Genomic DNA, 25,414 nt, shown 5'->3' with positions numbered 1-25,414 from the left:
CCGCGAAAAGTGAGCGAAAAACGCCGCAAGGCAAACAGGCGGGCGCAGGGCCATGCAGGCCCTGTGGCACCGTCTTCTTTCATCCGGACTATACCGTCGGCTCCGGCGTTGGACCGGATCTGCTGACCTTCCGGCGTCACCGGAAGCGCTCGCGGGCTCGTGCTTGCGCACCTACCGCCGGTGGGGAATCGCACCCCGCCCTGAAGACGTTTGTATACCGGCGAACCGGCGCGGCCATTGTAACAGCGCTGGCTGAGCGCTCGCTTTCTGTAAACAATTTGTTAAGATGCGCCCCGCGCGGCGATGACCGCCGCCCTGCCGCCCGCCCCGGGCAGGCTGAAATGGACCTCACTTTCAAGGATTTTCCATGCGCAAGATGCTCGCCCTGGCCGCTGCCCTGCTGGCCACCGCTCCGATGGCCGCTTCTGCCGCCGACGCCATGAGCTACACCTACGTGGAAGGCGGCTGGACCCAGCTGCAGATCAGCAATCCCGGCAGCAACCCGAAGCTGGACGGCGGTTTCATCCGCGGCTCGTTCGCGATCGCCGACCAGGTGTACGTGTTCGCGGGCTACAGCACCGCTTCCAAGACCTACCACCTGGAAGACAGCATCGGCGAGTTCCGCCTGAAGAACACCATTGAGCAGCCGGAAGCCGGCATCGGCTACCACATGCCGTTCACCGACCGCCTGGACTTCACCGCGGACCTCGCGTGGATGCGCATCAACAACAAGGTGAAGTTCGATGACGGCGTGGACACCGACACCGAAACGTTCCACACCAACGCCGGTCGCGGCACGCTGGGCCTGCGCGGCAAGCCCTCGCGTGCCACCGAAGCCTGGCTGAAGGCCGGGTACATCGACGGCAGCGACATGGACGGCGTGTGGATCGGCACCGTGGGCGGCCAGGTCAAGTTCAGCCGCAACTGGGGCCTGATCGGCGAAGTCCAGTACTACGACGACGTCACCCAGTATTCGGCCGGCATCCGCGCCAGCTTCTGAGTTGCTGATCGGGCAGCGCCAACCCGCGCCATGATCGACGGGCCCCGCAAGCGGCCCGTTTTTTTTGGCAAGCGGTGGCCACCTATCACTTTCCGGAACTTGATCGAATACTTGAAAAATACGCGGGAAGAGGTGTGATCGGGTGCCCCTTCTGGTGTGATCGTGCAAGGTAAGGTGGCTGGTAAACCTACGCAGATAACGTATACTTATGCACGCCGTGTTCGTGGAGATGCCAGCGTTCTCGCGCCACCGTGCCGCCTACCTCGACAACGATGGGCTATGCGCGCTTCAGCAGTTCCTGCTGCGGGCGCCCGAGGCTGGCGACGTGATCGTCGGCACTGGCGGTCTCCGCAAGCTGCGCTTTTCCGACGACCGCAGGCAGCGTGGCAAGCGCGGCGGACTACGGGTGATCTACTTCCACTGGCCGGCGGGTTCGCAGTTCTGGCTGTTCACCCTCTACGGCAAGGGCGTCCAGGACGACCTGGACGCGATGCAGAAAAGACTGTTGAAAAGAATGCTTGAGGCCGAACTTCTGGCGAGGACCACATGATGAAACGCGACGTATTTGCCGAGCTTGTCGAAGGGCTGCACGCGCTGGAGGACGAGCGCTCGGGGAAGAACACGCTGCGCACGCACAAGGTTCGACTGCAGCCGTTGCCTCCACTGCATGCGGGAGAGCTGGTCGCGATCCGTGAACAGCTGAACATGTCACGGCCGGTGTTTGCCATGTACCTGCGTACCAATGCACGCACGCTGGAGAACTGGGAGCAGGGCCGCGCGCGTCCCAACGCGCAGGCATCGACCCTCATTCGACTGGTGCAACAGTTTCCACAGACCGTTCGCCACCTGGAGGCGCTGCAGCCGGACGTCGCCTCCTGATCTGCCCGCCGCCGTGCGGCGCCACCCGACCAACGGTCGGTGCTACCGGCCTACACGAGGCGTAGTGCCACGCCCTGCGTGGCAGAAGCCTCACACGCGCAGCAACAACCTCAGATCCGCTCCCACCTGCCGCTGATCGACGACCCGCAGCCGTCGCTGCTGCGCCATGTCGTGAATGCCCAGGCCGCCCAGCAGCGGCCGACCATGCTCTCCCAGCAGCGTGGGCGCCTGGTAAAGCAACAGCTCATCCACCCAGCCGCCGGCCAGCAGCGCGCCGGAAAGCGTGGCCCCGGCTTCGGTATGCACTTCATTGATGCCGCGTTCGGCCAACAGCGCCAACACGGCACCCAGATCCAGTCCCCCGTCCTGGCTGGGCACGCTGGCAAATTCGGCATCGGCCGCGTCAGGCGGGCTCACCGACGCATCGTGCAGGTACAGGGTCGGCGCCCCACCCTCGCGCACCCGCGCGCATTCCAGCGACCGAAGGCGCGTATCGAGCACCACCCGCAACGGCGGCATGACCTCGGTATCGGCCAGCCTCACGGTCAACTGCGGGTCATCGGCCAATACGGTATCGGCCCCGGTCAGGATCGCACCGGCTCGTGCGCGCCAGCGCTGCACGTCAGTGCGGGCCGCGTCGCCGGTAATCCACTTGGAGGTGCCATCGGCCATCGCGGTGCGCCCGTCCAGACTGGCGGCCAGCTTCACCCGCAGCCACGGCCGGCCACGTTCAACGCGCGAAAGGAAGCCACGATTCAACTCACGCGCCTGCGCCGCCATCAAACCTTCAGCCACCTCGATGCCCGCCTCGCGCAGCAGCGCGAAGCCACCGCCATCGACCTTGGGGAACGGGTCGCGCATGGCGGCCACCACCCGTTCCACGCCGGCCTCGATCAAGGCCAGCGCGCAGGGCGGGGTGCGCCCGTGGTGGGCGCACGGTTCCAGGGTGACGTAGGCGGTGGCGCCGCGCGCCTCCTCGCCGGCCTGGCGCAGTGCGAACACTTCGGCATGGGGGCCGCCGGTGCGCTGGTGCCAGCCCTCGCTGACCACCCGATCGCGGTGTGCGATCACGCAGCCGACCATCGGATTGGGTCGCGCGGTGAACATGCCGCGTTCGGCCAGGCGCAGCGCGCGGGCCATGTGCAGGTGGTCCAGCGTGGAAAAATCGCTCATGGCGGGCATGGTAACGCCAACCCCCGGTAGAGCGGACTGGTAGAGCGGACTGTCAGTCCGCTGCTTCGGCAAGAAGCGGACTGACAGTCCGCTCTACCCCTTCTTTTTCTTGGTCAGGGCGATCACATCGCCCAGCAGCTGCAGCTGTTCGGTACTGGACGGCAGCTCGCGTTCGAGCTTCTCGATTTCCTCGCGGAAATCGGCCACGTCCTCGAAGCTGCGATAGACCGACGCAAACCGCACGTAGGCGACGTGGTCGAGCTTGCGCAGTTCGTTCATCACGAACTCGCCGACCTTGATCGACGGAATCTCACGCTCGCCGCACATGCGCAGTTGCTGCATCACCGCGCGCACCGCCAGTTCGATCTTGTCTTCGGGCACGGGGCGCTTCTGCAGCGCGCGGTCGAAGCCCACCCGCAGCTTGCGCGCATCGAACTGCTCGCGGCTTCCATCGCTCTTCACGATCGCCGGCAGCTTCAATTCGATGGTTTCCAGGGTGCTGAAGCGCTCGCTGCACGCCTCGCACTCACGCCGACGGCGGATCGTCGCACCGTCTTCGGAGACGCGCGAGTCGATCACCCGGGTATCGGCATGCTGGCAGAACGGACAGTACATGGAACGCCTTGCATCGGAGAAACGTCATGCCGTGGTCACGGCAGCGTCGCAACGGTACCTGAGAAGACCCCGGCGTACAAATCGCGATGTCGATCAGGATTCGCCGGCAGCGGCCGGAACCGCCCGCAACCAGAGCAGATGCGCGCTGCAGACCAGCAGGGGCGGACCCACGAGCAGATAGCCCAGCGCCCGCCACGAGCTGCCGGAAAGCGAGTTGTAAGCGACCAGTGCGACCACGCCCAGCGCGGCCACCACGCCCAACCCCAGCCCCACCCACGGCAGCAGGCCGGTGCTGCGCAGGGCGGTTCGCCCCCTGCGCAGGTAGACCACGCTCAGCCAGGCCCAGCCCAGCAGGCCACATACCCCGGCCAAGGCCCATCCCAGCAGGAACAGGCCTTCACGATTGGCCATGTAGCCGTGGCGGTCGAAAAAGACGTACAACGCCAGCCCGGCCACGCCGCCACCGGCGACCAGCGCGGGCAACCCCAGCAGCAGCGCCTGCGCGATGTACAGGCGCCGCTGCAGGGTCTCGCCCATTACCCGTAGACCGGGTACTTGCGGCACTGCGCGCTGACCGCATCGCGCACGCGGGCGATCACCGCTTCATCGGCCGGGGCGTCCAGCACGTCGGCAATCCAGTTGGCCAGTTCGACGCAGTCCGCTTCCTGATAGCCGCGGGTGGTCACCGCCGGGGTGCCCAGGCGCAGGCCCGAGGTCACGAACGGCGAGCGCGGGTCATTCGGCACCGAGTTCTTGTTGACCGTGATGTGGGCCTTGCCCAAGGCCGCTTCCGCGTCCTTGCCGGAGACGTCCTTGCCGATCATGTCCACCAGCATCAGGTGGTTCTCGGTACCGCCGGAGACGATCTTGTAGCCGCGCGCGATCAGGGTGGTGGCCATCGCCTGGGCGTTCTTCACCACCTGCTGCTGGTAGGCCTTGAAGCCCGGTTCCAGGGCTTCCTTGAAGGCCACGGCCTTGGCGGCGATGACGTGCATCAGCGGGCCGCCCTGGATGCCCGGGAACACGATCGACTGCAGCTTCTTCTCGATCTCTTCGCCGGCGCCCTTGGCAAGGATGATGCCGCCGCGCGGGCCGCGCAGGGTCTTGTGGGTGGTCGAGGTGACCACGTGGGCGTGCGGCAGCGGGCTGGGATACACGCCGGCGGCGACCAGGCCGGCCACGTGGGCCATGTCCACGAACAGGTAGGCACCGACCTTGTCGGCGATGGCGCGGAAGCGCGCCCAGTCCACCACCTGCGAATAGGCCGAGAAGCCGGCCACGACCATCTTCGGCTTGTGCTCCAGGGCCAGGCGCTCGACCTCGTCATAGTCGATCAGGCCCTGCTCGTTCACCCCGTACTGCACGGCGTTGAACAGCTTGCCCGAGGCGTTGACCTTGGCACCGTGGGTCAGGTGGCCACCATGGGCCAGGCTCATGCCCAGGAGGGTGTCGCCCGGCTGCAGCAGCGCGAAGTACACCGCCTGGTTGGCCTGCGAGCCGCTGTGCGGCTGCACGTTGGCGTAGTCGGCATCGAACAGCTGCTTCAGGCGATCGATCGCCAGCTGCTCGGCGATGTCCACGTATTCGCAGCCGCCGTAGTAGCGCTTGCCCGGGTAGCCTTCGGCGTACTTGTTGGTCAGCTGGCTGCCCTGCGCTTCCATCACTGCCGGGCTGGTGTAGTTCTCGCTGGCGATCAGCTCGACGTGGTCTTCCTGGCGCTGGGTTTCGGCGGCGATGGCCTTGGCCAGTTCGGGATCGTAGGTTTCGATGCGGACGTCACGCGGGAACATCGCTTACTCCAGGCAGGGTGAGGGGGAACGACAGCCATCCATTGTAAGGCGCCCGCCATCACCTGGCCCGTGCCGGAAGGCGCAACGCGGCCGGCCGACGCAGATTCGGCCAAAAATCAGAACTGGGACGCCGTTCCTTGAATTGTTCAGATTAGTCGATCTGAAACCCTAAAGACGTTCAGCCAGCGGCCGTTATTGCCACCTCAGGGAATCGTTTTCACAAAACAGGGGTTGGCTGTGAATCATGTGTATCGCGTGGTCTTCAATCACGCACTGAAGTGCATGCAGGTGGTGTCCGAGCTCGCCCACGGCGCGCGTACCCTCGCCCGCATCGACCGGCGCTCGCCGCGCCTGGCACCACTGGTGGCCGGCATCGCGCTGGCCTGCGCCGCGCCGTCCGCGTTCGCCGGCCTCAATGGCTGGAATGAGTTCCGCGGCAATGTCGACAACAGCTGGGCCAACGCCGGCAACTGGGAGGCGGGTGAGCCGACCGGCGGATCGGTGGCCGCCTATATCGACGGCAACCGCACCGCCGAGATCACCGCCACCGGTGAGCGCACCAACCACATCCACGTCGGCTACACCACGCGCGGCAACCTGTCGATCGTGGGCGGCGGCCAGCTGACCTCGGCGACCATCTTCGTCGGCACCGGCGACCGCGCCGGCACCGCGGGCACCGCCGACGGCCGCATCACCATCTCCGGTGCCGGTTCCACCTGGACCGCGCTGACCACCATCGGCGTCGGCCACCTGGGCAATGGCCAGGTCGACGTCGACAACGGCGGCACCCTGGCCATCGGCACCGACGCCTACGTCGGCGCGGGCCCCACCGGCAAGGGCCTGGTCAACGTCAGTGGCGCGAGCTCGCGCTTCACCACCGGGCGCAACCTGCTGCTCGGCAATGAAGGCAACGGCACCATCAAGGTGTTCGACGGCGCGCAGATGACCAGCCTGGCCGGTTTCGTCGGCAATACCCGCACCGGCGTCGGCCTGGCCGAAATCTCCGGCAGCGGCAGCCGCTGGGTGAACACCGACGTGCTCAACATCGGCGAGTACGGCACCGGCACCGTGAAGGTGCTCGACGGCGCCAGCGCCGAAGTACGCGGCGCGCTGTACCTGGGCAACCAGGCCCTGTCGGCCAGCCTGCGTTCGCGCGGCGACCTGGTCGTGTCCGGCGCCGACGCGCGCTTTGTGCAGAGCGGCAGCGAGACCGTCGTCGGCAGGGCGGGCGTGGGCGCCATCGAAGTGTCCGATGGCGCCAGCGCCAGCTTCGGCGCCACCACCCTGGGCATGACCCCCAGCGGTGTCGGCACGGCACGCGCGACCGGCGCGGACTCCCGCCTCGAAGCAGCGTCGCTCACCCTCGGCGTCAACGGCTGGGGCCGGGTGGACGTCGACAACGGCGGCACCGTGGCGGTCACCGACGACGTCGTCCTGGGCGCCGGCACCAACGGTACCGGCGTCCTGGTCGTCAGCGGCGCCGAGTCGCAGTTCGCTGCCGGCGGCACCCTGCGGGTGGCCAACGTGGGCTACGGCACGCTGCAGGTGCTCGATGGCGGCCAGCTGAGCAGCGCCGGCGCGGTGCTGGGCAACGCGGGCTTGGCCACCGTGGAGATCGCCAACGGCGGCAGCGCCGTGCTCGGTGACCTGCGCGTGGGCGAACTCGCCAACGGCGGCGGCACCCTCACCGTGACCGGCGCGGGGTCGCGTCTGGTCAGCGATTCACTGAGCGTGGGCGGGGCTGGCCAGGCCCGCGTCACGCTTGCCGATGGCGGCAGCGCCGAGATCGCAGGCGACATCGTCCTGGCCGGCCAGGCCGGCAGCAGCGGCACGCTGGTGGTCGGGCAGGACGCCGTACTCGAGATCGGTTCGGGCGCGTCCGCCGCCACCCTGCTCGCCGGTGCCGGCACTGCCCGCCTGGAGATGGCGGGCGGTACCCTGCGCACCGGCACCGCGCTGTCGGTCGACACGGCGGTGCTGCTGAGCGCCGAGTCGACCTTCGACGTCGACGGCAGCCTGGTCGCGCTGGGTGCGTTCACCGGGTCGGGCACGCTGCACAAGACCGGCAGCGGCACGCTGTCGCTGCGTGGCGACAGCACCGGCTGGAACAGCGCGCTGCTGGTCGACGAAGGCACGCTCGCCCTGGACGCCAACACCGCGCTGGGCGGCAGCTGGCTGGGCATGGCCGACGGCACGGCGCTGGACCTGGCCGACACGCTGGCGATCAACAATGCGGTGCAGCTGCAGGGCGAGGTGGCGATGGATGTCGCCAGCGGCGCCAGCGCAACGCTGGGCGCCGGTATCAGCGGTGACAGCAGCAGCACCCTGGTCAAGCGCGATGGCGGCACGCTTACCCTGGTGGGCGGTACCGCCCGCGGCCTGACCCGGGTCGAGGACGGCACCCTGCGCGTCACCGGCAATGCCCTCAACGGCGGCAACATCGAGATCGAGAGCGCCGGCACGTTCGAGATCGACACCACCCGCGTACTGACCTACGCCGGCCAGTTCAGCGGCGAAGGCACCCTGCGCCAGGGGCGGCACTTCCTCACCCTGACCGGCGACAGCGGCGCGTTCAACGGCACCACCGTCGTCAACGGCGGGATGCTGGATGTCCAGGGCGCCCTGGGCGGCGAGACCGAACTGCGTGACAACGCCCTGCTGGCCGGTACCGGCCGCCTGGGCAGCGTGCGCCTGCTCAGCGGCAGCGTGCTTGCCCCGGGCAGCCGCCTGGCCGGCAGCATCGGCCAGCTTTCGCTGGCTGGGGATCTCAGCTTCGACGCCAGCGCCACTTTCCAGGTGGACGTCGCCGCCGACGGTCGCAGCGACCACGTCGATGTGGCCGGCGCCGCCCGCCTGGGCCAGGCCAACACGGTGGCGGTTGCCGCCGAAGGCAACTGGCAGCCGTCGACCCGCTACACCCTGCTGACCGCCGCCGACGGCGTCGATGGGACCTTCGCCGGAGCCAGCAGCAATTTCGCGTTCCTCGACCCCACCCTCAGCTATGACGCCAACAACGTCTACCTGACCATGGCCCGCAATGATGTGTCGATGCCCGACGTCGATCTGGCGTTCCCGGACGTGGTGGTCAATACCAACCAGCAGCAGGTGGCCGTGGCCGTGGAAGCGCTCGGCGAGGGCAACGCGGTGTACGACGCCGTGGTGCGGCTGACCGTGCCCGAAGTGGTGCCGGCCTTCGACAGCCTGTCCGGTGAGGTGCATGCCGCCACCCGTGGCGCGCTGATGCAGAACCGGTTCCTGCATGACGGCATCGACCGCCACCTGGACGGTCGCGCGCTCGGCGGCGACATCGCGCCGGGCGTGCGCGTGTGGCTGGCCGGCAGCGGCGGCCAGCAGCGCACCGATGGCAGCGCCGAAAGCACCGCCACCCGCGTCCGCCAGGACGGGGTGATGGCCGGTGCCGGCTGGCAGCTCGGCGAGGCGCTGGAACTGGGCGTGGCCGCGGGCCAGCAGCGCCTGGAAACCCGCCTGCGGGGCCGCACCGCGCTCGCCAGCACGGACGCCACCGAGTACGGCGTTTATGCCCACTACCGCTGGAGCGGGCTGAGCCTGCGCGGCGGCGTTACCCGTGCCGACTACCGCACCGACAGCACCCGCACCGCGCAGGTCGGCACCACCTTCAGCGAAGACCTTGCGGTCCGGGAAGAGGCCACCGGCACCACCGCGTTCGTGCGTGCCGGCTGGACCTTCGGCGGTCCGCGCCTGCAGCTGACCCCGGAAATCGAACTGGCGCAGGTGCGGCTGGACAGCGACGGCGGCCAGGAGCGCGGCGGCAACAGCGCCCTGCAGCTGGCCTCGGCCAGCACCGACTACCGCACCGGGTTGGCCGCGCTGAAGGCGGCCTGGGACATCAGCGGCGGCCAGCAGGACCGCGCGGTGCTGACCGCACGCGTCGGCTGGCAGTACGCCGACGGTGACCGCCTGCCGACCACCACGGCCCGCTTCGTGGCGGGGTCGCAGGACTTCACCATTGCCGGCGCGCCGCTGGCCCGCAGCAGCGTGCTGGCCCAGCTGGGCGTCGCGCTGAGTCCGAGCGCCAACAGCCGTGTCTCGCTGCAGATGCAGGGGCGTGACGGTGACGGCCAGCGCGACGTGGGTGCACAGCTGGACTGGTCGGTCGCCTTCTGACCGACGGGTACAAGGTAGAACGAAGAAGCGCGCCCTCGGGCGCGCTTCTTTGTTTACCGTCCCGCGTCAGCGGACGAGCTTACCGGCTGTTGATCACGAAGTCGGCGATGATCCCGCTGGCGATGGCGACCAGCAGCAGGTTGCCGCGATCATCGCGGATCCAGTGGTGGCCACGCGGCGGGCGACGCACCGAGTAGCGGCTGTAGTCGTTGACCACGTACACCGGGCCCCGGTAATACTCGTTGTAGCGGTGGCCGCGGGCCCAGCCATAGCCGGGGCCCGGTGCCGGGCGGTAGACCACGCGCGGCGGCGGCGCCGGGCGGTACACCACGCGCGGCGGTGCCGGGCGGTAATGGTGGCGGTTGTCATGGTAGCGGCGATCATCGCGGGCTTCCCGACGGTCATCGCGCCATTCGCGGCGGTCATCGCGCCATTCGCGGCGATCGTCGCGTCGTTCCCGGCGGTCGTCGCGGGCTTCGCGGCGGTCGTGGCCGCGCCCGTGATGGTCATCGGCGAAGGCCGGGGCAATGCTGCCCAGGGCGAGCAGCGAGGCCACGGTTCCGACCACAATTCGATTCATGCGCATGATTGGCCTCGCTTGGTGGGTTGACGCTTTCCATCATGCTGACGCCATCTGAACGGTTTCCGGCTGGAAACGGTTTCCAGTTCCGCGCGTTTGACCGCCCATTCAGGAACCGGCAAGCCCCTGCCCACGGGCCGTCGCGGCGGCGATGGCCGCTTCCGGCTATAATCGGGCCCATCCTTTTTCCATCTGTTCCTGTTCCTGCCGGAACGGGCGCAGGGTTGCGCCTTCGGAGAGCTCATGTCCTCGCAATACATCTACACCATGAACCGCGTCAGCAAGGTGGTCCCGCCCAAGCGGCAGATCATCAAGGACATCTCGCTGTCGTTCTTCCCGGGCGCCAAGATCGGCCTGCTGGGCCTGAACGGTGCCGGCAAGTCGACGGTGCTGAAGATCATGGCCGGCGTGGATACCGATTTCGAAGGCGAAGCCCGCCCGCAGCCGGGCATCAAGGTCGGCTACCTGGCCCAGGAACCGGAGCTGGACCCGACCAAGACCGTGCGTGAAGCGGTCGAGGAAGGCGTGGGCGAAGTGCTGCAGGCGCAGGCCGCGCTGGACGCGGTGTACCTGGCCTATGCCGAGGAAGGTGCCGATTTCGACAAGCTGGCCAAGGAACAGGAGCGCCTGGAGGCGATCCTGGCCGCGGGCGATTCGCACACACTGGAAAACCAGCTCGACGTGGCCGCCGACGCGCTGCGCCTGCCGCCGTGGGACGCCATCGTGGGCAAGCTGTCCGGTGGTGAAAAGCGCCGCGTGGCGCTGTGCCGCCTGCTGCTGCAGAAGCCGGACATGCTGCTGCTCGACGAACCGACCAACCACCTCGACGCCGAGTCGGTGGACTGGCTGGAACAGTTCCTGGCGCGCTACACCGGCACCGTGGTGGCCGTCACCCATGACCGCTACTTCCTGGACAACGCCGCCGAGTGGATCCTGGAACTGGACCGCGGCCGCGGCATTCCGTGGAAGGGCAACTACACCGACTGGCTGATGCAGAAGGACGAGCGCCTGAAGCAGGAAGACAACCAGGAGAAGTCGCGCCAGAAGGCGATCCAGAAGGAACTGGAGTGGTCGCGCCAGAATGCCAAGGGTGGCCGCACCAAGGGCAAGGCGCGTCTGGCCCGCCTGGAAGAGCTGCAGTCGGTGGATTACCAGAAGCGCAACGAAACCAATGAAATCTTCATCCCGCCGGGCGAGCGTCTGGGCAATTCGGTGATGGAATTCAAGAACGTCTCGAAGAAGTTCGGCGACCGCCTGCTGTTCGACGAGCTGAGCTTCCTGGTCCCGGCCGGCGCGATCGTGGGCATCATCGGTCCCAACGGTGCGGGTAAGTCGACCCTGTTCAAGATGATCACCGGCCAGGAAAAGCCGGATTCGGGCGAGATCGTGGTCGGCCCGACCGTCAAGCTGTCGTACGTGGACCAGAGCCGCGACGCGCTGGAAGGCAACCACAACGTCTTCCAGGAAATCGCGGGCGGCCTGGACATCCTCAACATCAACGGCATCGAGATCCAGTCGCGCGCTTACATCGGCCGCTTCAACTTCAAGGGCCAGGACCAGCAGAAGCTGGTCGGTTCGCTGTCCGGTGGTGAGCGTGGCCGCCTGCACATGGCCAAGACCCTGCTGCAGGGTGGCAACGTGCTGCTGCTCGACGAACCGTCGAACGATCTGGACATCGAAACCCTGCGTGCGCTGGAAGATGCGCTGCTGGAGTTCCCGGGCAACACCTTCGTGATTTCGCATGACCGCTGGTTCCTGGATCGCATCGCGACCCACATCCTGGCGTTCGAAGGCGACTCGCACGTGGAGTTCTTCCAGGGCAACTACCGCGAATACGAAGAAGACAAGCGCCGCCGCATGGGCGACGACGCCGCCCCGAAGCGCCTGCGCTTCAAGGCGCTGAAGTAACAGCACGAAGAAACGGCCGCGCTCTGCGCGGCCGTTTTGCTTGTGGGTTGTCACCCGGAAACAAAAACAAAGTCAGAAGCGCGGCGTCTTTGTTGTTTGCTTGATGGGGCGGGCGGCGGGTAGCCCCCCTCCGGGACACGCCGTGAACCCATCCATGGGGGCTTGTCAAAAACATCCATGTTTTTGACAGTCCCTACGGGGGCTACCCGCCGCCCGCCCCCACACAGGGTCGTGTGCGGTTGGAAAAAGCAGCCACGCGTGGCGTGGCCCTACACAACCCCGACGTATTGCCATCGCATGTCGTTGCCGTTGCCGTTGCGGTTGCCGTTGGATGTCCATTGGCCACCGACGCGGTGTCGGAGGGACGGCGGGTGCGGGGGTACGGGACCGTAGAAAACATGGATGTTTTCTACGAGCCCCCATGGATGGGTTCACGGCGTGTCCCGTACCCCCGTACCCGTCGGCCCTCAGCCCGCCATGTCCCAGGCGAAGGCTGTTGCTGTTGCTGTTGCTGTTGCTGTTGCCGTTGCTTCAAGAACACATTTCCAGATGGACCCCAACCATGAACTTGTTTGAACGCCTGTTCCAGCTGCAGCAGCACGGCACGACCGTGCGCACCGAACTGCTGGCCGGGCTGACCACGTTCCTGACGATGTCCTACATCGTCTTCGTCAACCCCGACATCCTGTCCACCACCGGCATGGATCCGGGCGCCGTGTTCGTCGCCACCTGCCTGGCCGCCGCCATCGGCTCGATGGTGATGGCCTTCGCCGCCAACTTCCCGGTCGGCATGGCGCCAGGCATGGGCTTGAACGCCTTCTTCGCCTTCACCGTCGTCGGCGCCGCCGGCCTGCCGTGGCAGCAGGCGCTCGCCGCCGTCTTCATTTCCGGCCTGGTCTTCCTCGCGCTGTCCCTCACCGGCGTGCGCGCCTGGCTCGTCGCCGGCATCCCGGCCTCGCTGCGCGCCTCCATCGTCGCCGGCATCGGCCTGTTCCTCGCCATCATCGCCCTGCAGAAGTCCGGCGTGATCATCGCCAACCCCGACACCCTGGTCGCCTTGGGCCCGCTCAATACCGCCCCGCCCCTGCTCGCCCTCGCCGGCTTCCTGCTGATCGCCATTCTCGAAGCCCGCCGCGTGCGCGGCGCCATCCTGATCGGCATCCTCGCCGTCACCGCCGCCGCCTGGGCGCTCGGCGACGTCCAGTACCACGGCGTCGTCTCCCTTCCGCCCAGCCTTGCCCCCACCTTCCTCCAGCTCGACCTGCCCGGCCTGCTGCACCACGACGGCGGCGCGCCCATCGCCGTCCTGCTGCAGGTCGTGCTGGTGTTCGTCCTGGTCGAAGTGTTCGACGCCACCGGCACCCTGTATGGCGTCGTCGGGCGTGCCGGACTGCTCAAACTGCCCGGCGCGCAGAAGCGCTTCGGGCGTGCCCTGCTCGCCGACAGCACCGCCATCGTCGCCGGCTCCCTGCTCGGCACCAGCAGCACCACCGCATTCGCCGAAAGCGCCTCCGGCGTGCAGGCCGGTGGCCGCACCGGGCTGACCGCCCTGGTCGTCGCCGCCCTGTTCCTGGCCGCGCTGCTGTTCTCCCCCCTGGCCGGCATGGTGCCCGGCTATGCCACCGCCCCCGCGCTGCTCTTCGTCGCCGGGTTGATGCTGCGCGAACTGGTCGACGTGGACTGGAGCGATCTCACCGAATCGGTGCCCGCCGCCTTGTGCGCGCTCGCCATGCCGTTCACCTACTCCATTGCCAACGGGTTGGCGTTCGGCTTCATCGCCTATGCCGTGTTGAAGGCCGGTACCGGGCGCTGGCGCGACGTGCATCCGGCGGTGTGGCTGGTTGCTGGGTTGTTCGTGCTGCGCTACGCGCTGGAATGAGTCAGAGCGTCACGACCAACGGTCGTGACCTACCGGGGGTGGACCGTTCGGGTGTCACGACCAACGGTCGTGACCTGCCGGGGGTTGGACCGTCCGGGTGTCACGACCAACGGTCGTGACCTACCGGGGGTGGACCGTCCGGGTGTCACGACCAACGGTCGTGACCTACCGGGGGTGGACCGTTCGGGTGTCACGACCAACGGTCGTGACCTGCCGGGGGTGGACCGTTCGGGTGTCACGACCAACGGTCGTGACCTGCCGGGGGTTGGACCGTCCGGGTGTCACGACCAACGGTCGTGACCTGCCGGGGGTTGGACCGTCCGGGTGTCACGACCAACGGTCGTGACCTACCGGGGTTGGACCGTTCGGGTGTCACGACCAACGGTCGTGACCTACCGGGGTTGGACCGTCCGGGTGTCACGACCAACGGTCGTGACCTGCCGGGGGTTGGACCGTTCGGGTGTCACGACCAACGGTCGTGACCTGCCGGGGTTGATCGGTAGGTCACGACCGTTGGTCGTGACCCGCGTCATGCCGGCGGCAACTCGAATACCTGGCGGAGGTAGGACAGGTAACCGGGGTCGTCGCACATGCTCTTGCCGGGTGAATCGCTGAGCTTGGCCACCGGCTGACCGTTGCAGCGGACCATCTTGATGACGATGTTCAGCGGCGTCGGGCCCAGGTCATTGGTCAGGTGCGTGCCCACCCCGAACGCCACCTGGCAGCGACCCCGGAAGTAATCGAACAGGCGCATCACCTTTTCGATGTTGAGCCCGTCGCTGAAGACCAGCACCTTGCTGCGCGGATCCACCCGCCGCTCCTTGAAGTGCGCCAGCATGCGGTCGCCCCACGTGAACGGATCACCCGAATCGTGGCGCACGCCATCGAACAGCTTGCAGAAGTACATGTCGAAATCGCGCAGGAACGCATCCAGCCCCACCACGTCCGACAACGCGATGCCCAGGTCACCCCGGTACTCGCGCGCCCACGACTCCAGGGCCGCCACCTGCGAATCGCGCAGCCGCGGACCCAGTGCCTGGAAGGCCTGCAGGTACTCGTGCGCCATGGTGCCGTGCGGCGTCATGCCGTACAGCCGCGCGAAATGCACGTTGCTGGTGCCCACGAACTGCTCGCCCAGCGCCTCGCGCAGCAGCGGCAGCATGCGTGCATGCCAGTCCCGCGAATAGCGGCGGCGGCTGCCATAGTCGGCAATGCGGCACAGCTCGAAGCCCGGCGTATCGCGCAGCAGCGCCGTCTTGGCCTGCAGGCGCCGCTCGCCCTCGGCGAAATCCGGCGCGCTGGTGTTGCGGAACCAGACCTCGTTGATGATCGCCAGCAGCGGCACTTCGAACAGGATCGTGTGCAGCCACGGGCCGGTGATGTCCAGCTCGATCTCGCCCGGCACGGCCTGCGATGGCCGCAGCGCGATGTACTTGCGGTCCAGGTGGAACAGGCCCAGGAAGTCGGCGAAGTCCGGCTTCACGAAGCGCAGCCCGCGCATGTAGTCCAGCTCTTCAGGGGTGAAGCGCAGGCTGCACAGATGATCGATTTCGTCGTTGATCTGATCGATGAACGCCGCCAGGTCGATGCCCGGCGTGCGGCACTTGAACCGGTACTGCACCTGCGCGCCGGGGTGTTGGTGCAGCACCGCCTGCATCATGGTGAATTTGTACAGGTCGGTGTCGAGCAGCGATTGGATGATCATGTTCCGGATTATGCGCCTGCGCGCAGGTACCGACCAACGGTCGGTACCTGCCGGGCAATGCCGTCCGCCCTCGGCGCGCATCCCCCGCCAGGTGGCCCCCGTTGGTGGGTATCAGCCCCGGCAGCTATCCACCGTTGGTGGGTATCCACACCGGCAGGTGCCCACCGTTGGTGGGTATCCACACCGGTAGGTACCCACCGTTGGTGGGTACGCTGTTCAGCGCCGACGCAGCAACCGTGGCACCTGCGCGGCGGCGTGCGCCCAGATCGCACCCCAGACCGCCGCCTGCACCAGCAGGCTGCGCCGGGGCGCCTCGAACCGGCGGAAATACCGCCACAGCCCGCGGTGCTTGTGCCATTCCACGAAGAACGGCCGCGAGCGGCTCGATACCCCGCGCACATGCACCACCTGCAGGTCGTTGGCGATCGCCACTACCGCACCGGCTTCCCGCGCGCGCCGGCACAGGTCCAGGTCTTCGGCATGCAGCCGGTAGCCGGCATCCCAGCCGCCGATGCGCTCGAACAGCGCGCGCGGCATCAGCAGCAGCGCCCCGGACAGCGCCGGCACCCGCTGCAGCGGCTGCGACGGGTCGGCCGGAATCGCCAGGCGTGCGCCCTGCCCCGGGTGGCGCAGCATCGCGCCGAAGTCCGGATCGCGCCGGCGTACCGCCGCATCGGGCTGGCCCTGCTCGTCCACCTGCTCCACGCCCAGCACGCAGTCGCCCAGCGTCTCTCCGCGCGCGCGCAGCTGCGCCAGCGTATCGGCCGCCACCAGCAGGTCCGGGTTGATGAACGCCAGCCACGGCGCATGGCTGTCGGCCACGCCCTGGTTGTTGGCTGCCGCAAACCCCGGGTTGTCCGGATTGGCGATGAAACGCACGCGCGGGTCACCGCTGGCGTGGCGTTGCACGATCTCCAGCGTGCCATCGTCCGAACCGTTGTCCACCACCCGGATCTCGGCGACCTCGCTGGCGGCGCGCAACCGCACCAGGCAGGCATCCAGGGTGCTGGCACTCTGGTAGCTCACGATCACCACGGCAATGCAGGGATTCAAACGGACGGCTCCGGGGACGAGGGGGCGGACGAGGCAAACAGATCGCCCTGGGACCGCGGCATTATCGCCCGCTGGTGCAGTCGCTGCAGGTCCTGGCGCAGCTGCAGCAGCGGGTCGGCCATCAGGAACCCGGCCAGCCGCGGCTGCCACGCCGGCCAGCGCGTGCCCAGCGCTTCCATCTCGCCGTCCTGCGCCTGCGCTTCGGCCGCGCGCGCAACGAAGGCGTTCTCGCACAGCACGTTGCGCCATCCCAACCCGGCCATGCGCAGGCTCAGGTCGATCAGCGCGGCATTCCACGACGCATAGCTGTGCATGTCCAGGCCCCCGGCCTTGCGCCTGGCGTTGGCGCGCAGCAGCACCGCGTGGGTCACCGCCGACGGCAGTTCAGGGTGCAGGCTGGGCAACGCCGCGCAGGCCTCTGCCAGCGCCTCCAGGTCGTCGGGCAGCGGGTTGATCTCGCCCAGCCGGGGCCAGGCGACGGTCTCACCCGCGTTGCACCAGGGCGTGGCCGAGCCGATCGACGCATCCCGGGCGAAACACGCCTCCAGCTGCTGCAGCCAGCCCGGCGCCGGTACCGCGTCCGGCGCCAGCACCACCACGTCGCTGCCTTCGCAGGCGCGCAGCATTTCGTCCAGGTGCGCCACCTCGCCGATCGCCCGCGCCCGGCGCGTGTATTCGGCACGCAGCGGCGTGTGCGCCAGCCAATGTTCGATCACCGCCTGCGCGCGTGGCCCGGCCTGGCCGTCGTCGGCCAGCCATACCGGAGTCGCGGCCGGGCTGCCGGCATCCAGCGCGGCCAGGCAGCGATCCAGGGCACTGTCGTCGACCCCGATCGGCAGCAACACGATCGTCCCCATCCCACCCCCTGCGCGGCGTCCTGCCCGCAGCGTAGCAGGCGCGGCCGCCGACGTGGCGGCCGGCGCGGGCTCAGCGCCTGGGTCGCGCCGGGAACGGCTCCATCGCGCGGAAGCGGTTGCTGTACTCGTCGGTCAGGTTCCGCGACTCCTGCGCGTTGCGCACGATGGTCGGGGTCAGCAGCACGATCACTTCCGAACGACCACTCTTCTGGGTCTTCTTGCCGAACAACGCACCGAGCACCGGAATCCGGCTCAGGCCGGGCACGCCGTCGGCGCCGGTTTCGTCGTCATTGGTGATGAGCCCGGCCAGCATGATGGTGTCGCCGCTCTGCACCGCCGCTTCGGTGGAGATCTTGCGCGTGTTGATCGGCGGATTGCAGGTGGTGCGGGTCGCATCGCAGCCTGACGGGATCGCGCCGGCCGAGCTGACTTCCTGCACGATATCCAGGAACACCACGCCGTCGCGGGTGATGCGCGGGCGCACCTTCAGGATCACACCGGTGTCCAGGTACTGCACCTGGCTGTAGGTGTTGTCGCCACCCACCCCGGTGTTCACCGAAACCGAGTTGATCGGAATCTGGGTGCCCACGTTGAGCGTGGCCTCGGCGTTGTTGCGCACGAAGATGGAGGGGGTCTGCAGCAGGCGCAGGTTGCTCACCTTGTCCAGCGCGGTCACCACCGCGGCGGCGTTCTTGCCGAGGAAGGTCCAGCCCAGGCCGCCGTCGCCGACGCGCCCGGAGATGCTGCCCCAGATCGAACGGCCCAGCGCGCTGGGCAGGTCGATGCCGCTTTCGGTCTTGCCGGTCGCCACCGCCTGCTCGAAGAACCAGTTCACGCCGTAGCTGAGGTCGCCGGTGAGCGCCACTTCGGCCACCTGCGCCTCGATATGCACCTGCATCGGCATCACGTCCAGCTTCTCGATGACCTCGCGGATCGAACGCCAGGCCTGCGGGGTGGAACGCACCAGCAGCGTGTTGGTTTCCTCCACCGCCGACACGCCGACCGAATCGCCCTGCACTTCCAGGTTGAAACTGGCATTGCCGGGCTGGCGCTGCGGCAGGCTCATCGTGCCCTCGCCCATGCCGCCGGTGCGGTTGGTGCCGCTGCTGCCGCCGGTGTTGGTGAAGCTGTTGCCGCTGGTGCCGTCGCGGCTGCCCAGTTCCTGCACGTTCGCGCCCGGTGCCAGCGACCCGCCGCCGCTGCGCCCGCCGCGGCCATTCTCGCTGGCGAAGGCTTCGGCCAGGCGTTCGGCCAGGTCCTTGGCCTTGATGTAGCGCAGTTCATAGGAAAACAGCCGGGCGCTGCCGCCGGCGGTGTCGATGCGCTCCAGCCACTGCTGGATCTGGTCCAGGTAGCGCGCCTGCGGGGTGATCACCAGCACCGCGTTGGCGTTTTCCAGCGGCAGGAACCGGAACATGCCGGCGCTGGGCGTCTTGCTCTCTTCGCCGAATACTTTTTCCAGGTCGGCGGCGACCTGTTCGGCCTTGCCGGTCTGGATCGGAAACACGCCCACCGACATGCCCGACAACCAGTCCACGTCGAAGATCTCGATCGTGCGCAGGTAGTTTTCCAGTTCGGCGCGGGTGCCGCCCAGGGTGATCACGTTGCGTCCGCCGTCGACGTTGACGATCGCGTTGGGGCGCGCGTAAGGCTCCAGCACCTTCTTCATTTCGGTGGCCGAGATGTACTGCAGCGGCACCACCCGCACCTCGAAGCCGCGGGCGTTGGCGGCCGGCGCGGTGCTCGGTGCCACGGTGCCGGCCAACGCCTGGTCGGCGGCCACGATGTTGTAGCGACCGCCGCTGTAGACCATGCGTGCGTTGTTCCAGCCCAGCACCATTTCAAGCAGGTTCAGCGCCTGCGCCGAGGACACCGGCTTGGGCGTGGCCAGGGTCACCGTGCCCTGCACGCCCGGCGCGATCACGTAGTTCTGGCCCAGCATGTCGCCCAGGATCGCCTTGACCACGGCATGCACCGATTCGCCTTCGAAGTTGAAGGTGGCCGTGCCGGTACTGGCCTGCGACAACGCCGGCGACGGCGCGGCGGCGGCGCTGCGGTTGATCATCGTGCCGCTGCCGCGGCGGATCACCGCCTGCGGGGCGCCGTCGCCTCCCAGCGGCTGCGCCTCCACGCCGTCATGCGAGCCATCGCCGGCGACCACCTGGTGGCGACCGTCGAGTACCGCGTCGCGACGCACCTCGGGGCCGGGAACGGAAGCGCAGCCTGCCAGCAGGGCCACGGCGAACGACAGGGAGAAAAGACGCAATGTCATGCTTTCACTCTATTTGGTTTGGCCGGAGCCGCCTGCGGGCGGCTGCTGCGACTGTTGCTGTTGCTGCAATTGCTGGCGGCGCGCCTGGATGCGGGCGCGGATGGCCTGCATCTGCTGTTCGCTCGGCCCCTGTGCCCCGGGTGGCTGTGCCGTCGGGGCGGCGGCAGCATTGGCAGCGGCATTGGCAGCGGCGTGGGCGGCGGCTTCGGCCGCCGCCTGCGCTGCCGCCGGCGGTACGCGGGCGGCAGGGGTGCCGGGTGGCGGCGGCGGTGGCGGCGGGCGGACGCCATTGGCCTGCGGCCCCCCCGCGCTGCTGGCCAGCACGGTCGGCGGTTCGCCGCCCTGGCCGTTGAAGGTCACCAGTTCCAGGGTCTGGGTCCCCGACGGTCCGCTCACGGTGGCACTGCGCGGTTCCAGCGCCAGCAGCTGCCAGCCGTTCACCGCTTCGCCGTTCAGGCGCAGGCGCAGCGACTGCTTCTGGTCGGTGGTGAGGATGGCCATGCCGAATTCGGAGGTCAGCAGCACCCCGGTCAGGGTGACCGCGCTGCTGGCGCTGCCGGCCTCGCTTCCCCCCAACAGGTACGGCCGCGGTTTACGGTCTTCGGCGAACAGCGGGCGTGCGCCGATCGCGGCGTAGGCGTCGGGCGACGCCAGCCGTTCCGGCGCTGCCGGGGCCAGGTTCGGCAGCGGCGGGGGCCGGCGGTCGCCCGCGTCCAGCGGGGCGATGCGTCCGCCCACGCCGAACAGCGTGGCGATCCAGATCGCGGCCGCCCAGGCGACCACGCCGCCCAGCCACCAGCTGCGCAGGGGCGCCAGTTCAATCTTCAATGGCAGGGCCCTCCTCGACCGGCTCGGCGCTGCCGGGGTCGGTCGGTACCGCCATCGCCGCACCGACCGGTTGCAGCCCCGCCGGGGCCGGCTCGGGCGCGGACGCAGGCGCGGGCAGCGACACGGCAGCGGCATCACCGCCCGCGCCGGGTTTGAGGTAACCGACCAGCTCGAACGACACGTCCAGCCCGGTGCCGCTTTCATTGGGCGAGGCCTGGAAGCGCTGCGCGAGCAGGTTGAGGTTGCCGACGAACAGGCGCGGGCTGCCGGTTTCCAGGGTATGGAGTACTGCGGCCATTTCCGGCACGCCGCAGCGCAACCGCACCTGCAGCGCCACCCGCGGGAACTGCGCATCGCGCGCGGTGTCGGTCAGCGGCGAGCGGTTGCTGATGGTGCAGCTGCGGTTACCCGGGCTGGCCGAGGCGACCGCGTCCTGCAGCCGGCTGGACAGCGCGGCCGCGGCCGACTCGGCGGTGGCTTCGCGCAGGAAGCCCGGGCGGCCCTGCAATGCGGCCTCCACCTCCTGCAGCCGCTGCTGGACCTGGGTGCGCTGCTGCAGCTGGGCCTGGACGCGCTGGTCGCGCTCCTGCAGCCCGGCGATACCGCGGTTGATCTCCAGCAGCGGGCGGGTGAACCACGGGTGCACCAGCAGCAGGTAGGCCAGCGCCAGCGCCGCCAGCAGCAGGCCCAGCGCCAGCCAGCGGTCACGGCGTGTCGGCGGCATTGCCATCGGCAACCTCCGGGGCGGGCGTGGCGGCAGCCGGGCTGGCCGGCGCCGGCGCGCCGGGCAGTGGCTGCAGCTCGGCGGTGAGGGTGAAGCGGTCGCGGCCGCCCGCGCCGCCGTCGGCCTGCAGCACGCCGGTCAGGTTGACCTTGCGCCACAGCGGCGAGTCCTGCAGCAGCGGTACCAGCTGCGAGGCTTCGCGGCTGAGTCCGATCAGCTGCAGGGTGTTGCCTTCGATCGACAGTTTTTCCAGGTAGGTGCCGTCGGGCAGCAACCGGGTCAATTCGTTCCACAGCTCCACGCTGCTGGCGTGCTCGCCGCGCTTGCCTTCCAGGAACGCGGCGCCGTCGACCAGGTCCTGCAGCTGCTGGCGCTGCGCGGCCACGCGGCGCGCATCGCGCGCGGCCGCGTCGACCTGTTCGCGCAGGCGCTCGGCGGCCGCCTGGCGGTTGTCCAGCAACTGGGTGCCGGCCAGCGCCAGCAGCACCACGGCGGCACTGCCGAGCAGCAGGTTCCAGCGCCGCATCGGATCACGTGCGACCCGCCGCTGGGTGGGCGGCAGCAGGTTGACGCCCAGCGGCTGGCCGCTGCCGTCGTCGGCATCCACCCCGGCCAGCTGCCCGGCCCAGCCGCCGGCCTCCTGCGCCCACTGCTCCAGCGCCTGGCGCGGAATCACCACCAGCTCCACCTGCAGCTGGCCGTCGGGCAGCGTGCCCCGTTCGCGGACGTCGTAATGCACCTGGCTGGCGTCGAAGGGGGTCTGCCGGTCGATTTCGAATCCCACCACGTCGCGCAGCCGTGGCGCCGCGGCGGCGGGCAGGCGCAGCGGGCGGCGCAGCACCGCCGACGCCGGCAATACCCAGTGCCGCGGCAGCGCCCGCAGGCGCGCCTCCAGCACCTGGTCCAGATCGGCGGGCGCGGTCGGCCACGGCAGTTCGGCCACGGCCTGGACCTGTTCGGCGGTGTCGCGGCGCAGCACCAGCTGCCCGGCGTGGCGCGACAGCAGCAGCCGCGACTGCGACCAGCCCATCGCCCATTGCCAGCGCAACGGCAGCCAGGCCAGCAGCGAACGCCGCCACCAGCGCAGGCCATTGCCCACGCCGGGCGCGAGTCGACCCCGTGCCTGTACCAGACTGTCCCGCCACACCGTCATCGAGCTGCCATTCCCTGTTCCCAGCGAAGTACCGTGTAAGTCGTTCCCGGCGTGCCCGCCGCCCCCATGCGGATCACCGCACGCAGCACCGACACCCGGCCGCGCGCATCCGTCGCGCGGCTCTCGATACTATAGGTGCCGCTGCCACTGGCAAGCGCGCCGGTCACGTTTTCGTCGCTGGATTCCGCGCTGCGCTCGCGTTCGGCCAGCAGCGGTTCGGCGTCCAGCCCGAGCGCGGTCAACACCGGCCCGGCCGCAAACCGGGGATCCGGTCGCGACTGCCGACTGTACAGGGTCAGCATCGGTTCCATCCGTTCATACAGCGCCGCGTCCATGCCCAGCACCCGCTGCAGCTCGCCCAGCGTCTCGAAGCGCCCGTTGCGCGCGCCATACGGCAAGCCGGCGGCCTGGTAATCGGCGCTCTCGGCGCCACCCCCGGGTTGCGTGAGGTTGTCGGGATCGCGCCAGTCGGCAATCGCGCCCGCCAGCTGCCGGGCACGTCCCGGTTCCACCTCCAGCGCCTGCAGGAACCCGGTGAGCAGAGCGGTATCGGCCAGGTTGAGGTTGATCTTGCCGTTCTCGTCCACCACCCGCAGGTCGATGCGGCGCTCGTCGAACGTCCAGCGGTAACGGCGGCCATCGGCCTGCCAGGCGGGCTGCAGCGCCGACGGCCGCAGCCGGAACAGCGCGTACTCCAGTCCGGCGCGGGCATGTTCCTGGCCGATCGCGTCGTCACCGATCACCCGCTGCTGCAGGTGCTCGATGCGGGCGGTGAGCGCGAACGCCCCCACCACCGCGGTGAGCAGCGCGATCAACCACAGCACCAGCACCAGCGCCGCACCCTGCGCACGCTTCATTGCCGTGCTCCGCGTGCCTGCGACAAGGCCGCCACCATCGGCGGCCACGCCGGGCCCTGCAGCGGCGCGATGCGGATTTCGACCAGCAGCGGCAGCCGCCGGGTGTCTTCCCACTGCGTCTGCCACTCGCCCAGCTGGCCGCTGCGCGGGTCGATACCACGATAACGGAAGGCCACCTCGCGCAGTGCGTCGGCCAGCATTTCCGGTGGCCGCGGCGGCGTCTCGGCAATGCGCTCACCGTTCTGCACCAGGGTCAGTGCCACCTCCAGGCGCAGCGCGTTGCCGCTGCGGTTGACCTGCAGTTCGTGCACGTACGATCCCCCGCGACCGAGATAGCCCGGCAGTTCCGACACGAACAGCATGCGCTGCGGTTCGCCAAGGAAGTACAGCGGTTCGCGGGTAGGGTCCGGCGGCTCGGCGGCGGTAGGCAGTGCCATGCCCAGGCGCCGGCGCAGGAACCCTTCCACGGCCCGCATGCGTTCGTTCTGCGTCGCCACGCGCTCGCCGCGCTGGGCGATGTTCATCGCCGACCGCACCGTGGCGAAGGCCAGCGCCAGTCCGCCCACCAGCAGCACCGTGGCCAGCAGTACTTCGATCAGGGTGAAGCCGCGCGCTGCGCGCGCGCTCATCGCGGTGCCTCCGGCGTCGTCGGCAGCAGCCGCAGCGACCGCCACTGCAGGCGTTCGCGTTCGCCTTCGCCCCAGCGCACCTGCAGGGTCAGCTCGGCCAGGGTGGGACCGGGCGCGGGCTTGGCCGCGGCCGGCTGCAGCGCGGCGGTGCGCGCGTCGAGGTAAGGTTCAACCTGCAGGTCCCAGCGGAAACGTCCGTCTTCCCAGTCGCCCTGCGCATGCCCGACCTGCAACGGCGCCTCGATGCCGGTAGCGGCCAGCAACGACTGCGCGTGCAGGGTGGCGCGGCTGCGCAGGTCGGCGTCGTGCACTTGGCGTGCAGCGCCGGACAGGCTGCCCAGCAGCAGGGTCAGCGCCAGCGCCAGCAGGGCGAAGGCGACGATCACTTCCAGCAGCGAGTAGCCGCGCTGGCGCTTCACGGGGCGCTCCGCACCGGGCCCGAGCGCACTTCGCCGGTGATCCAGGCCACGTCGATGCGCCACACCGCGTCGCGCACGCCCAGTTCAATGGTGCCGCCACTGGAGCCGCCGTCGGGATGGAAGGCGATGCCGCCCTTGCCGCTGCCGGCGCCGGCGACCTGGCCGGCGCCGCGGAACTGCACCTCGACCGCTGCCGGCAGGCTGCCGTGGCGCCCGTTGGCCGCCTCCCAGGTGCGCGCCTGCGGGTCGATCAGGAAGCGCTGGCGCTCACCGGTCGCAATGGCCTGGGTGCGCGTGTAGCGCAGCTGGCTGGCCACTTCCTTGCCGGCGTTGCGCAGGCGCATGCCGTCGATGCCACCGTTCATGGCGGTGGCGGTGATGGCGCCGATGATCGCGATCAGCGCCACCACCAGCAGCATTTCCAGCAGCGAAACGCCGGCCACGCGCTGCCGTCGCGGCGCGGCGCGACCGGCCCGGGTGCGGCACGGCGGTACGGACGGTGCCAAGCGTGCTTACTCGTACTTGATGTCCGCGTCGTAGCTGCTGCCACCGACCTTGCCATCCTTGCCCAGGCTGATCAGGTCGAACGGCTGGCCTTCACCGGGGGTGCGGTATTCCAGCGCGTTGCCCCACGGGTCGTTGAGTTCGGCCGGTTTGGCATACGGGCCCAGCCAGCCGCTGCTGCCGCCGGGCTGGGTGACCAGATCGTCGAGTTTCGCGGGCAGCTTGCCGGTGTCGAGCTGGTAGTTCTCGATCTTGCCGGCCATGGTCTGCACCTGCGACTTGGCGATGTTGGCCTTGCCACGGTCGGCGCCGCCCAGCACGCGGCTGCCGACCAGGGTGAGCACCGCACCGATCAGCACGATGACGATGATGATTTCCAGCAGGCTCATGCCCGCCTGGAGACGGGGCGACGACGGGCGGACCAGGGTGCGACGGTGGATCAT

Annotated in this window: 23 protein-coding genes and 1 riboswitch; of the genes, 6 read left to right on the top strand and 17 right to left on the bottom strand. The window is 68.9% G+C overall.

Annotated features, from left to right (window positions below; translation table 11 throughout):
• Window positions 1–67: 67 nt before the first annotated feature.
• Window positions 68–212, bottom strand: a riboswitch (FMN riboswitch).
• 155 nt (window positions 213–367) lie between these two features.
• The 3 genes from ACIGII_RS01340 to ACIGII_RS01330 all read left to right on the top strand — a co-directional run bounded on the left by ACIGII_RS01340 (window position 368) and on the right by ACIGII_RS01330 (window position 1,879).
• The gene (locus ACIGII_RS01340; protein WP_399635483.1) at window positions 368–1,000 is read left to right on the top strand and encodes an outer membrane beta-barrel protein; all 633 of its coding nucleotides are present in this window, start codon (window positions 368–370) and stop codon (window positions 998–1,000) included.
• A 208-nt stretch (window positions 1,001–1,208) separates the two neighbouring features.
• The gene (locus ACIGII_RS01335) at window positions 1,209–1,550 is read left to right on the top strand and encodes a toxin (RefSeq protein ID WP_093536111.1); all 342 of its coding nucleotides are present in this window, start codon (window positions 1,209–1,211) and stop codon (window positions 1,548–1,550) included.
• Window positions 1,550–1,879 (top strand): helix-turn-helix domain-containing protein, encoded by a 330-nt coding sequence (locus ACIGII_RS01330; protein ID WP_399635487.1) that lies wholly within the window; start codon window positions 1,550–1,552, stop codon window positions 1,877–1,879. Before ACIGII_RS01335 ends, ACIGII_RS01330 begins: the two co-directional genes overlap by 1 nt.
• Window positions 1,880–1,969: 90 nt before the next feature.
• On the opposite strand, the gene ribD is transcribed toward ACIGII_RS01330, so the two are convergent.
• The 4 genes from ribD to glyA form a co-directional block, all read right to left on the bottom strand.
• Entirely contained in the window at window positions 1,970–3,052 is a 1,083-nt protein-coding gene (ribD, locus tag ACIGII_RS01325; protein WP_399635490.1) for a bifunctional diaminohydroxyphosphoribosylaminopyrimidine deaminase/5-amino-6-(5-phosphoribosylamino)uracil reductase RibD, read from the bottom strand.
• Window positions 3,053–3,145: 93 nt separating this feature from the next.
• Window positions 3,146–3,667, bottom strand: coding sequence for a transcriptional regulator NrdR (gene nrdR, locus ACIGII_RS01320; RefSeq protein ID WP_068849191.1), 522 nt, complete (start codon window positions 3,665–3,667; stop codon window positions 3,146–3,148).
• Window positions 3,668–3,760: 93 nt separating this feature from the next.
• On the bottom strand, window positions 3,761–4,204 hold the full coding sequence (locus ACIGII_RS01315) for a hypothetical protein (RefSeq protein WP_399635492.1): 444 nt from the start codon (window positions 4,202–4,204) through the stop codon (window positions 3,761–3,763).
• Entirely contained in the window at window positions 4,204–5,457 is a 1,254-nt protein-coding gene (glyA, locus tag ACIGII_RS01310) for a serine hydroxymethyltransferase (protein WP_399635495.1), read from the bottom strand. The genes ACIGII_RS01315 and glyA overlap by 1 nt, the downstream gene beginning before the upstream one ends.
• A 237-nt stretch (window positions 5,458–5,694) precedes the next feature.
• On the opposite strand from glyA, the gene ACIGII_RS01305 reads away from it, so the two are divergent.
• Entirely contained in the window at window positions 5,695–9,603 is a 3,909-nt protein-coding gene (locus tag ACIGII_RS01305; protein ID WP_399635497.1) for an autotransporter domain-containing protein, read from the top strand.
• 79 nt (window positions 9,604–9,682) lie between these two features.
• Here ACIGII_RS01305 and ACIGII_RS01300 read toward each other — a convergent pair whose 3' ends face one another.
• A complete protein-coding gene (locus ACIGII_RS01300; RefSeq protein ID WP_399635499.1) occupies window positions 9,683–10,189 on the bottom strand; it encodes an RcnB family protein in 507 nt (168 codons plus the stop codon).
• Between the two features lie 237 nt (window positions 10,190–10,426).
• Between ACIGII_RS01300 and ettA the strand changes: the two genes are divergently transcribed.
• Both ettA and ACIGII_RS01290 read left to right on the top strand, forming a co-directional pair.
• The gene (gene ettA, locus ACIGII_RS01295; protein WP_399657377.1) at window positions 10,427–12,091 is read left to right on the top strand and encodes an energy-dependent translational throttle protein EttA; all 1,665 of its coding nucleotides are present in this window, start codon (window positions 10,427–10,429) and stop codon (window positions 12,089–12,091) included.
• Between the two features lie 562 nt (window positions 12,092–12,653).
• The gene (locus tag ACIGII_RS01290; protein ID WP_399635504.1) at window positions 12,654–13,970 is read left to right on the top strand and encodes an NCS2 family permease; all 1,317 of its coding nucleotides are present in this window, start codon (window positions 12,654–12,656) and stop codon (window positions 13,968–13,970) included.
• A 529-nt stretch (window positions 13,971–14,499) separates the two neighbouring features.
• Here ACIGII_RS01290 and pncB read toward each other — a convergent pair.
• From pncB to gspG, 12 genes are all read right to left on the bottom strand, one after another.
• The gene (gene pncB / locus ACIGII_RS01285; RefSeq protein WP_399635507.1) at window positions 14,500–15,675 is read right to left on the bottom strand and encodes a nicotinate phosphoribosyltransferase; all 1,176 of its coding nucleotides are present in this window, start codon (window positions 15,673–15,675) and stop codon (window positions 14,500–14,502) included.
• Window positions 15,676–15,891: 216 nt separating this feature from the next.
• Window positions 15,892–16,728 carry a glycosyltransferase family 2 protein gene (locus ACIGII_RS01280; RefSeq protein WP_399635508.1) on the bottom strand — a complete coding sequence of 279 codons (837 nt, stop codon included), beginning with the start codon at window positions 16,726–16,728 and terminating at the stop codon, window positions 15,892–15,894.
• Entirely contained in the window at window positions 16,725–17,585 is an 861-nt protein-coding gene (locus ACIGII_RS01275) for a glycosyltransferase family 2 protein (protein ID WP_399635510.1), read from the bottom strand. Before ACIGII_RS01275 ends, ACIGII_RS01280 begins: the two co-directional genes overlap by 4 nt.
• Before the next feature lie 70 nt (window positions 17,586–17,655).
• Window positions 17,656–19,857 carry a type II secretion system secretin GspD gene (gene gspD / locus ACIGII_RS01270; RefSeq protein ID WP_399635513.1) on the bottom strand — a complete coding sequence of 734 codons (2,202 nt, stop codon included), beginning with the start codon at window positions 19,855–19,857 and terminating at the stop codon, window positions 17,656–17,658.
• Window positions 19,858–19,866: 9 nt separating this feature from the next.
• Entirely contained in the window at window positions 19,867–20,685 is an 819-nt protein-coding gene (locus tag ACIGII_RS01265) for a hypothetical protein (RefSeq protein ID WP_399635516.1), read from the bottom strand.
• Entirely contained in the window at window positions 20,675–21,415 is a 741-nt protein-coding gene (gene gspM / locus ACIGII_RS01260; RefSeq protein WP_399635519.1) for a type II secretion system protein GspM, read from the bottom strand. Before gspM ends, ACIGII_RS01265 begins: the two co-directional genes overlap by 11 nt.
• Complete coding sequence (locus ACIGII_RS01255; RefSeq protein ID WP_399635522.1) at window positions 21,390–22,562, bottom strand: PilN domain-containing protein; 1,173 nt, start codon at window positions 22,560–22,562, stop codon at window positions 21,390–21,392. Before ACIGII_RS01255 ends, gspM begins: the two co-directional genes overlap by 26 nt.
• Window positions 22,559–23,419, bottom strand: coding sequence for a general secretion pathway protein GspK (locus tag ACIGII_RS01250; RefSeq protein ID WP_399635524.1), 861 nt, complete (start codon window positions 23,417–23,419; stop codon window positions 22,559–22,561). Before ACIGII_RS01250 ends, ACIGII_RS01255 begins: the two co-directional genes overlap by 4 nt.
• Window positions 23,416–24,048 carry a type II secretion system protein J gene (locus ACIGII_RS01245; RefSeq protein ID WP_399635528.1) on the bottom strand — a complete coding sequence of 211 codons (633 nt, stop codon included), beginning with the start codon at window positions 24,046–24,048 and terminating at the stop codon, window positions 23,416–23,418. Before ACIGII_RS01245 ends, ACIGII_RS01250 begins: the two co-directional genes overlap by 4 nt.
• Window positions 24,045–24,467 (bottom strand): prepilin-type N-terminal cleavage/methylation domain-containing protein, encoded by a 423-nt coding sequence (locus ACIGII_RS01240; RefSeq protein WP_399635530.1) that lies wholly within the window; start codon window positions 24,465–24,467, stop codon window positions 24,045–24,047. The genes ACIGII_RS01245 and ACIGII_RS01240 overlap by 4 nt, the downstream gene beginning before the upstream one ends.
• Window positions 24,464–24,886, bottom strand: coding sequence for a Tfp pilus assembly protein FimT/FimU (locus tag ACIGII_RS01235; protein ID WP_399635775.1), 423 nt, complete (start codon window positions 24,884–24,886; stop codon window positions 24,464–24,466). Before ACIGII_RS01235 ends, ACIGII_RS01240 begins: the two co-directional genes overlap by 4 nt.
• Window positions 24,887–24,979: 93 nt before the next feature.
• Window positions 24,980–25,414, bottom strand: coding sequence for a type II secretion system major pseudopilin GspG (gene gspG / locus ACIGII_RS01230; RefSeq protein WP_399635532.1), 435 nt, complete (start codon window positions 25,412–25,414; stop codon window positions 24,980–24,982).

Origin of the sequence: Stenotrophomonas sp. NPDC077420 (assembly GCF_044543385.1) — a bacterium.
GTDB lineage: Bacteria > Pseudomonadota > Gammaproteobacteria > Xanthomonadales > Xanthomonadaceae > Stenotrophomonas.
The sequence above is the reverse complement of the archived record's forward strand: the minus strand, read 5'-3'. Positions and strand labels throughout refer to the sequence as shown.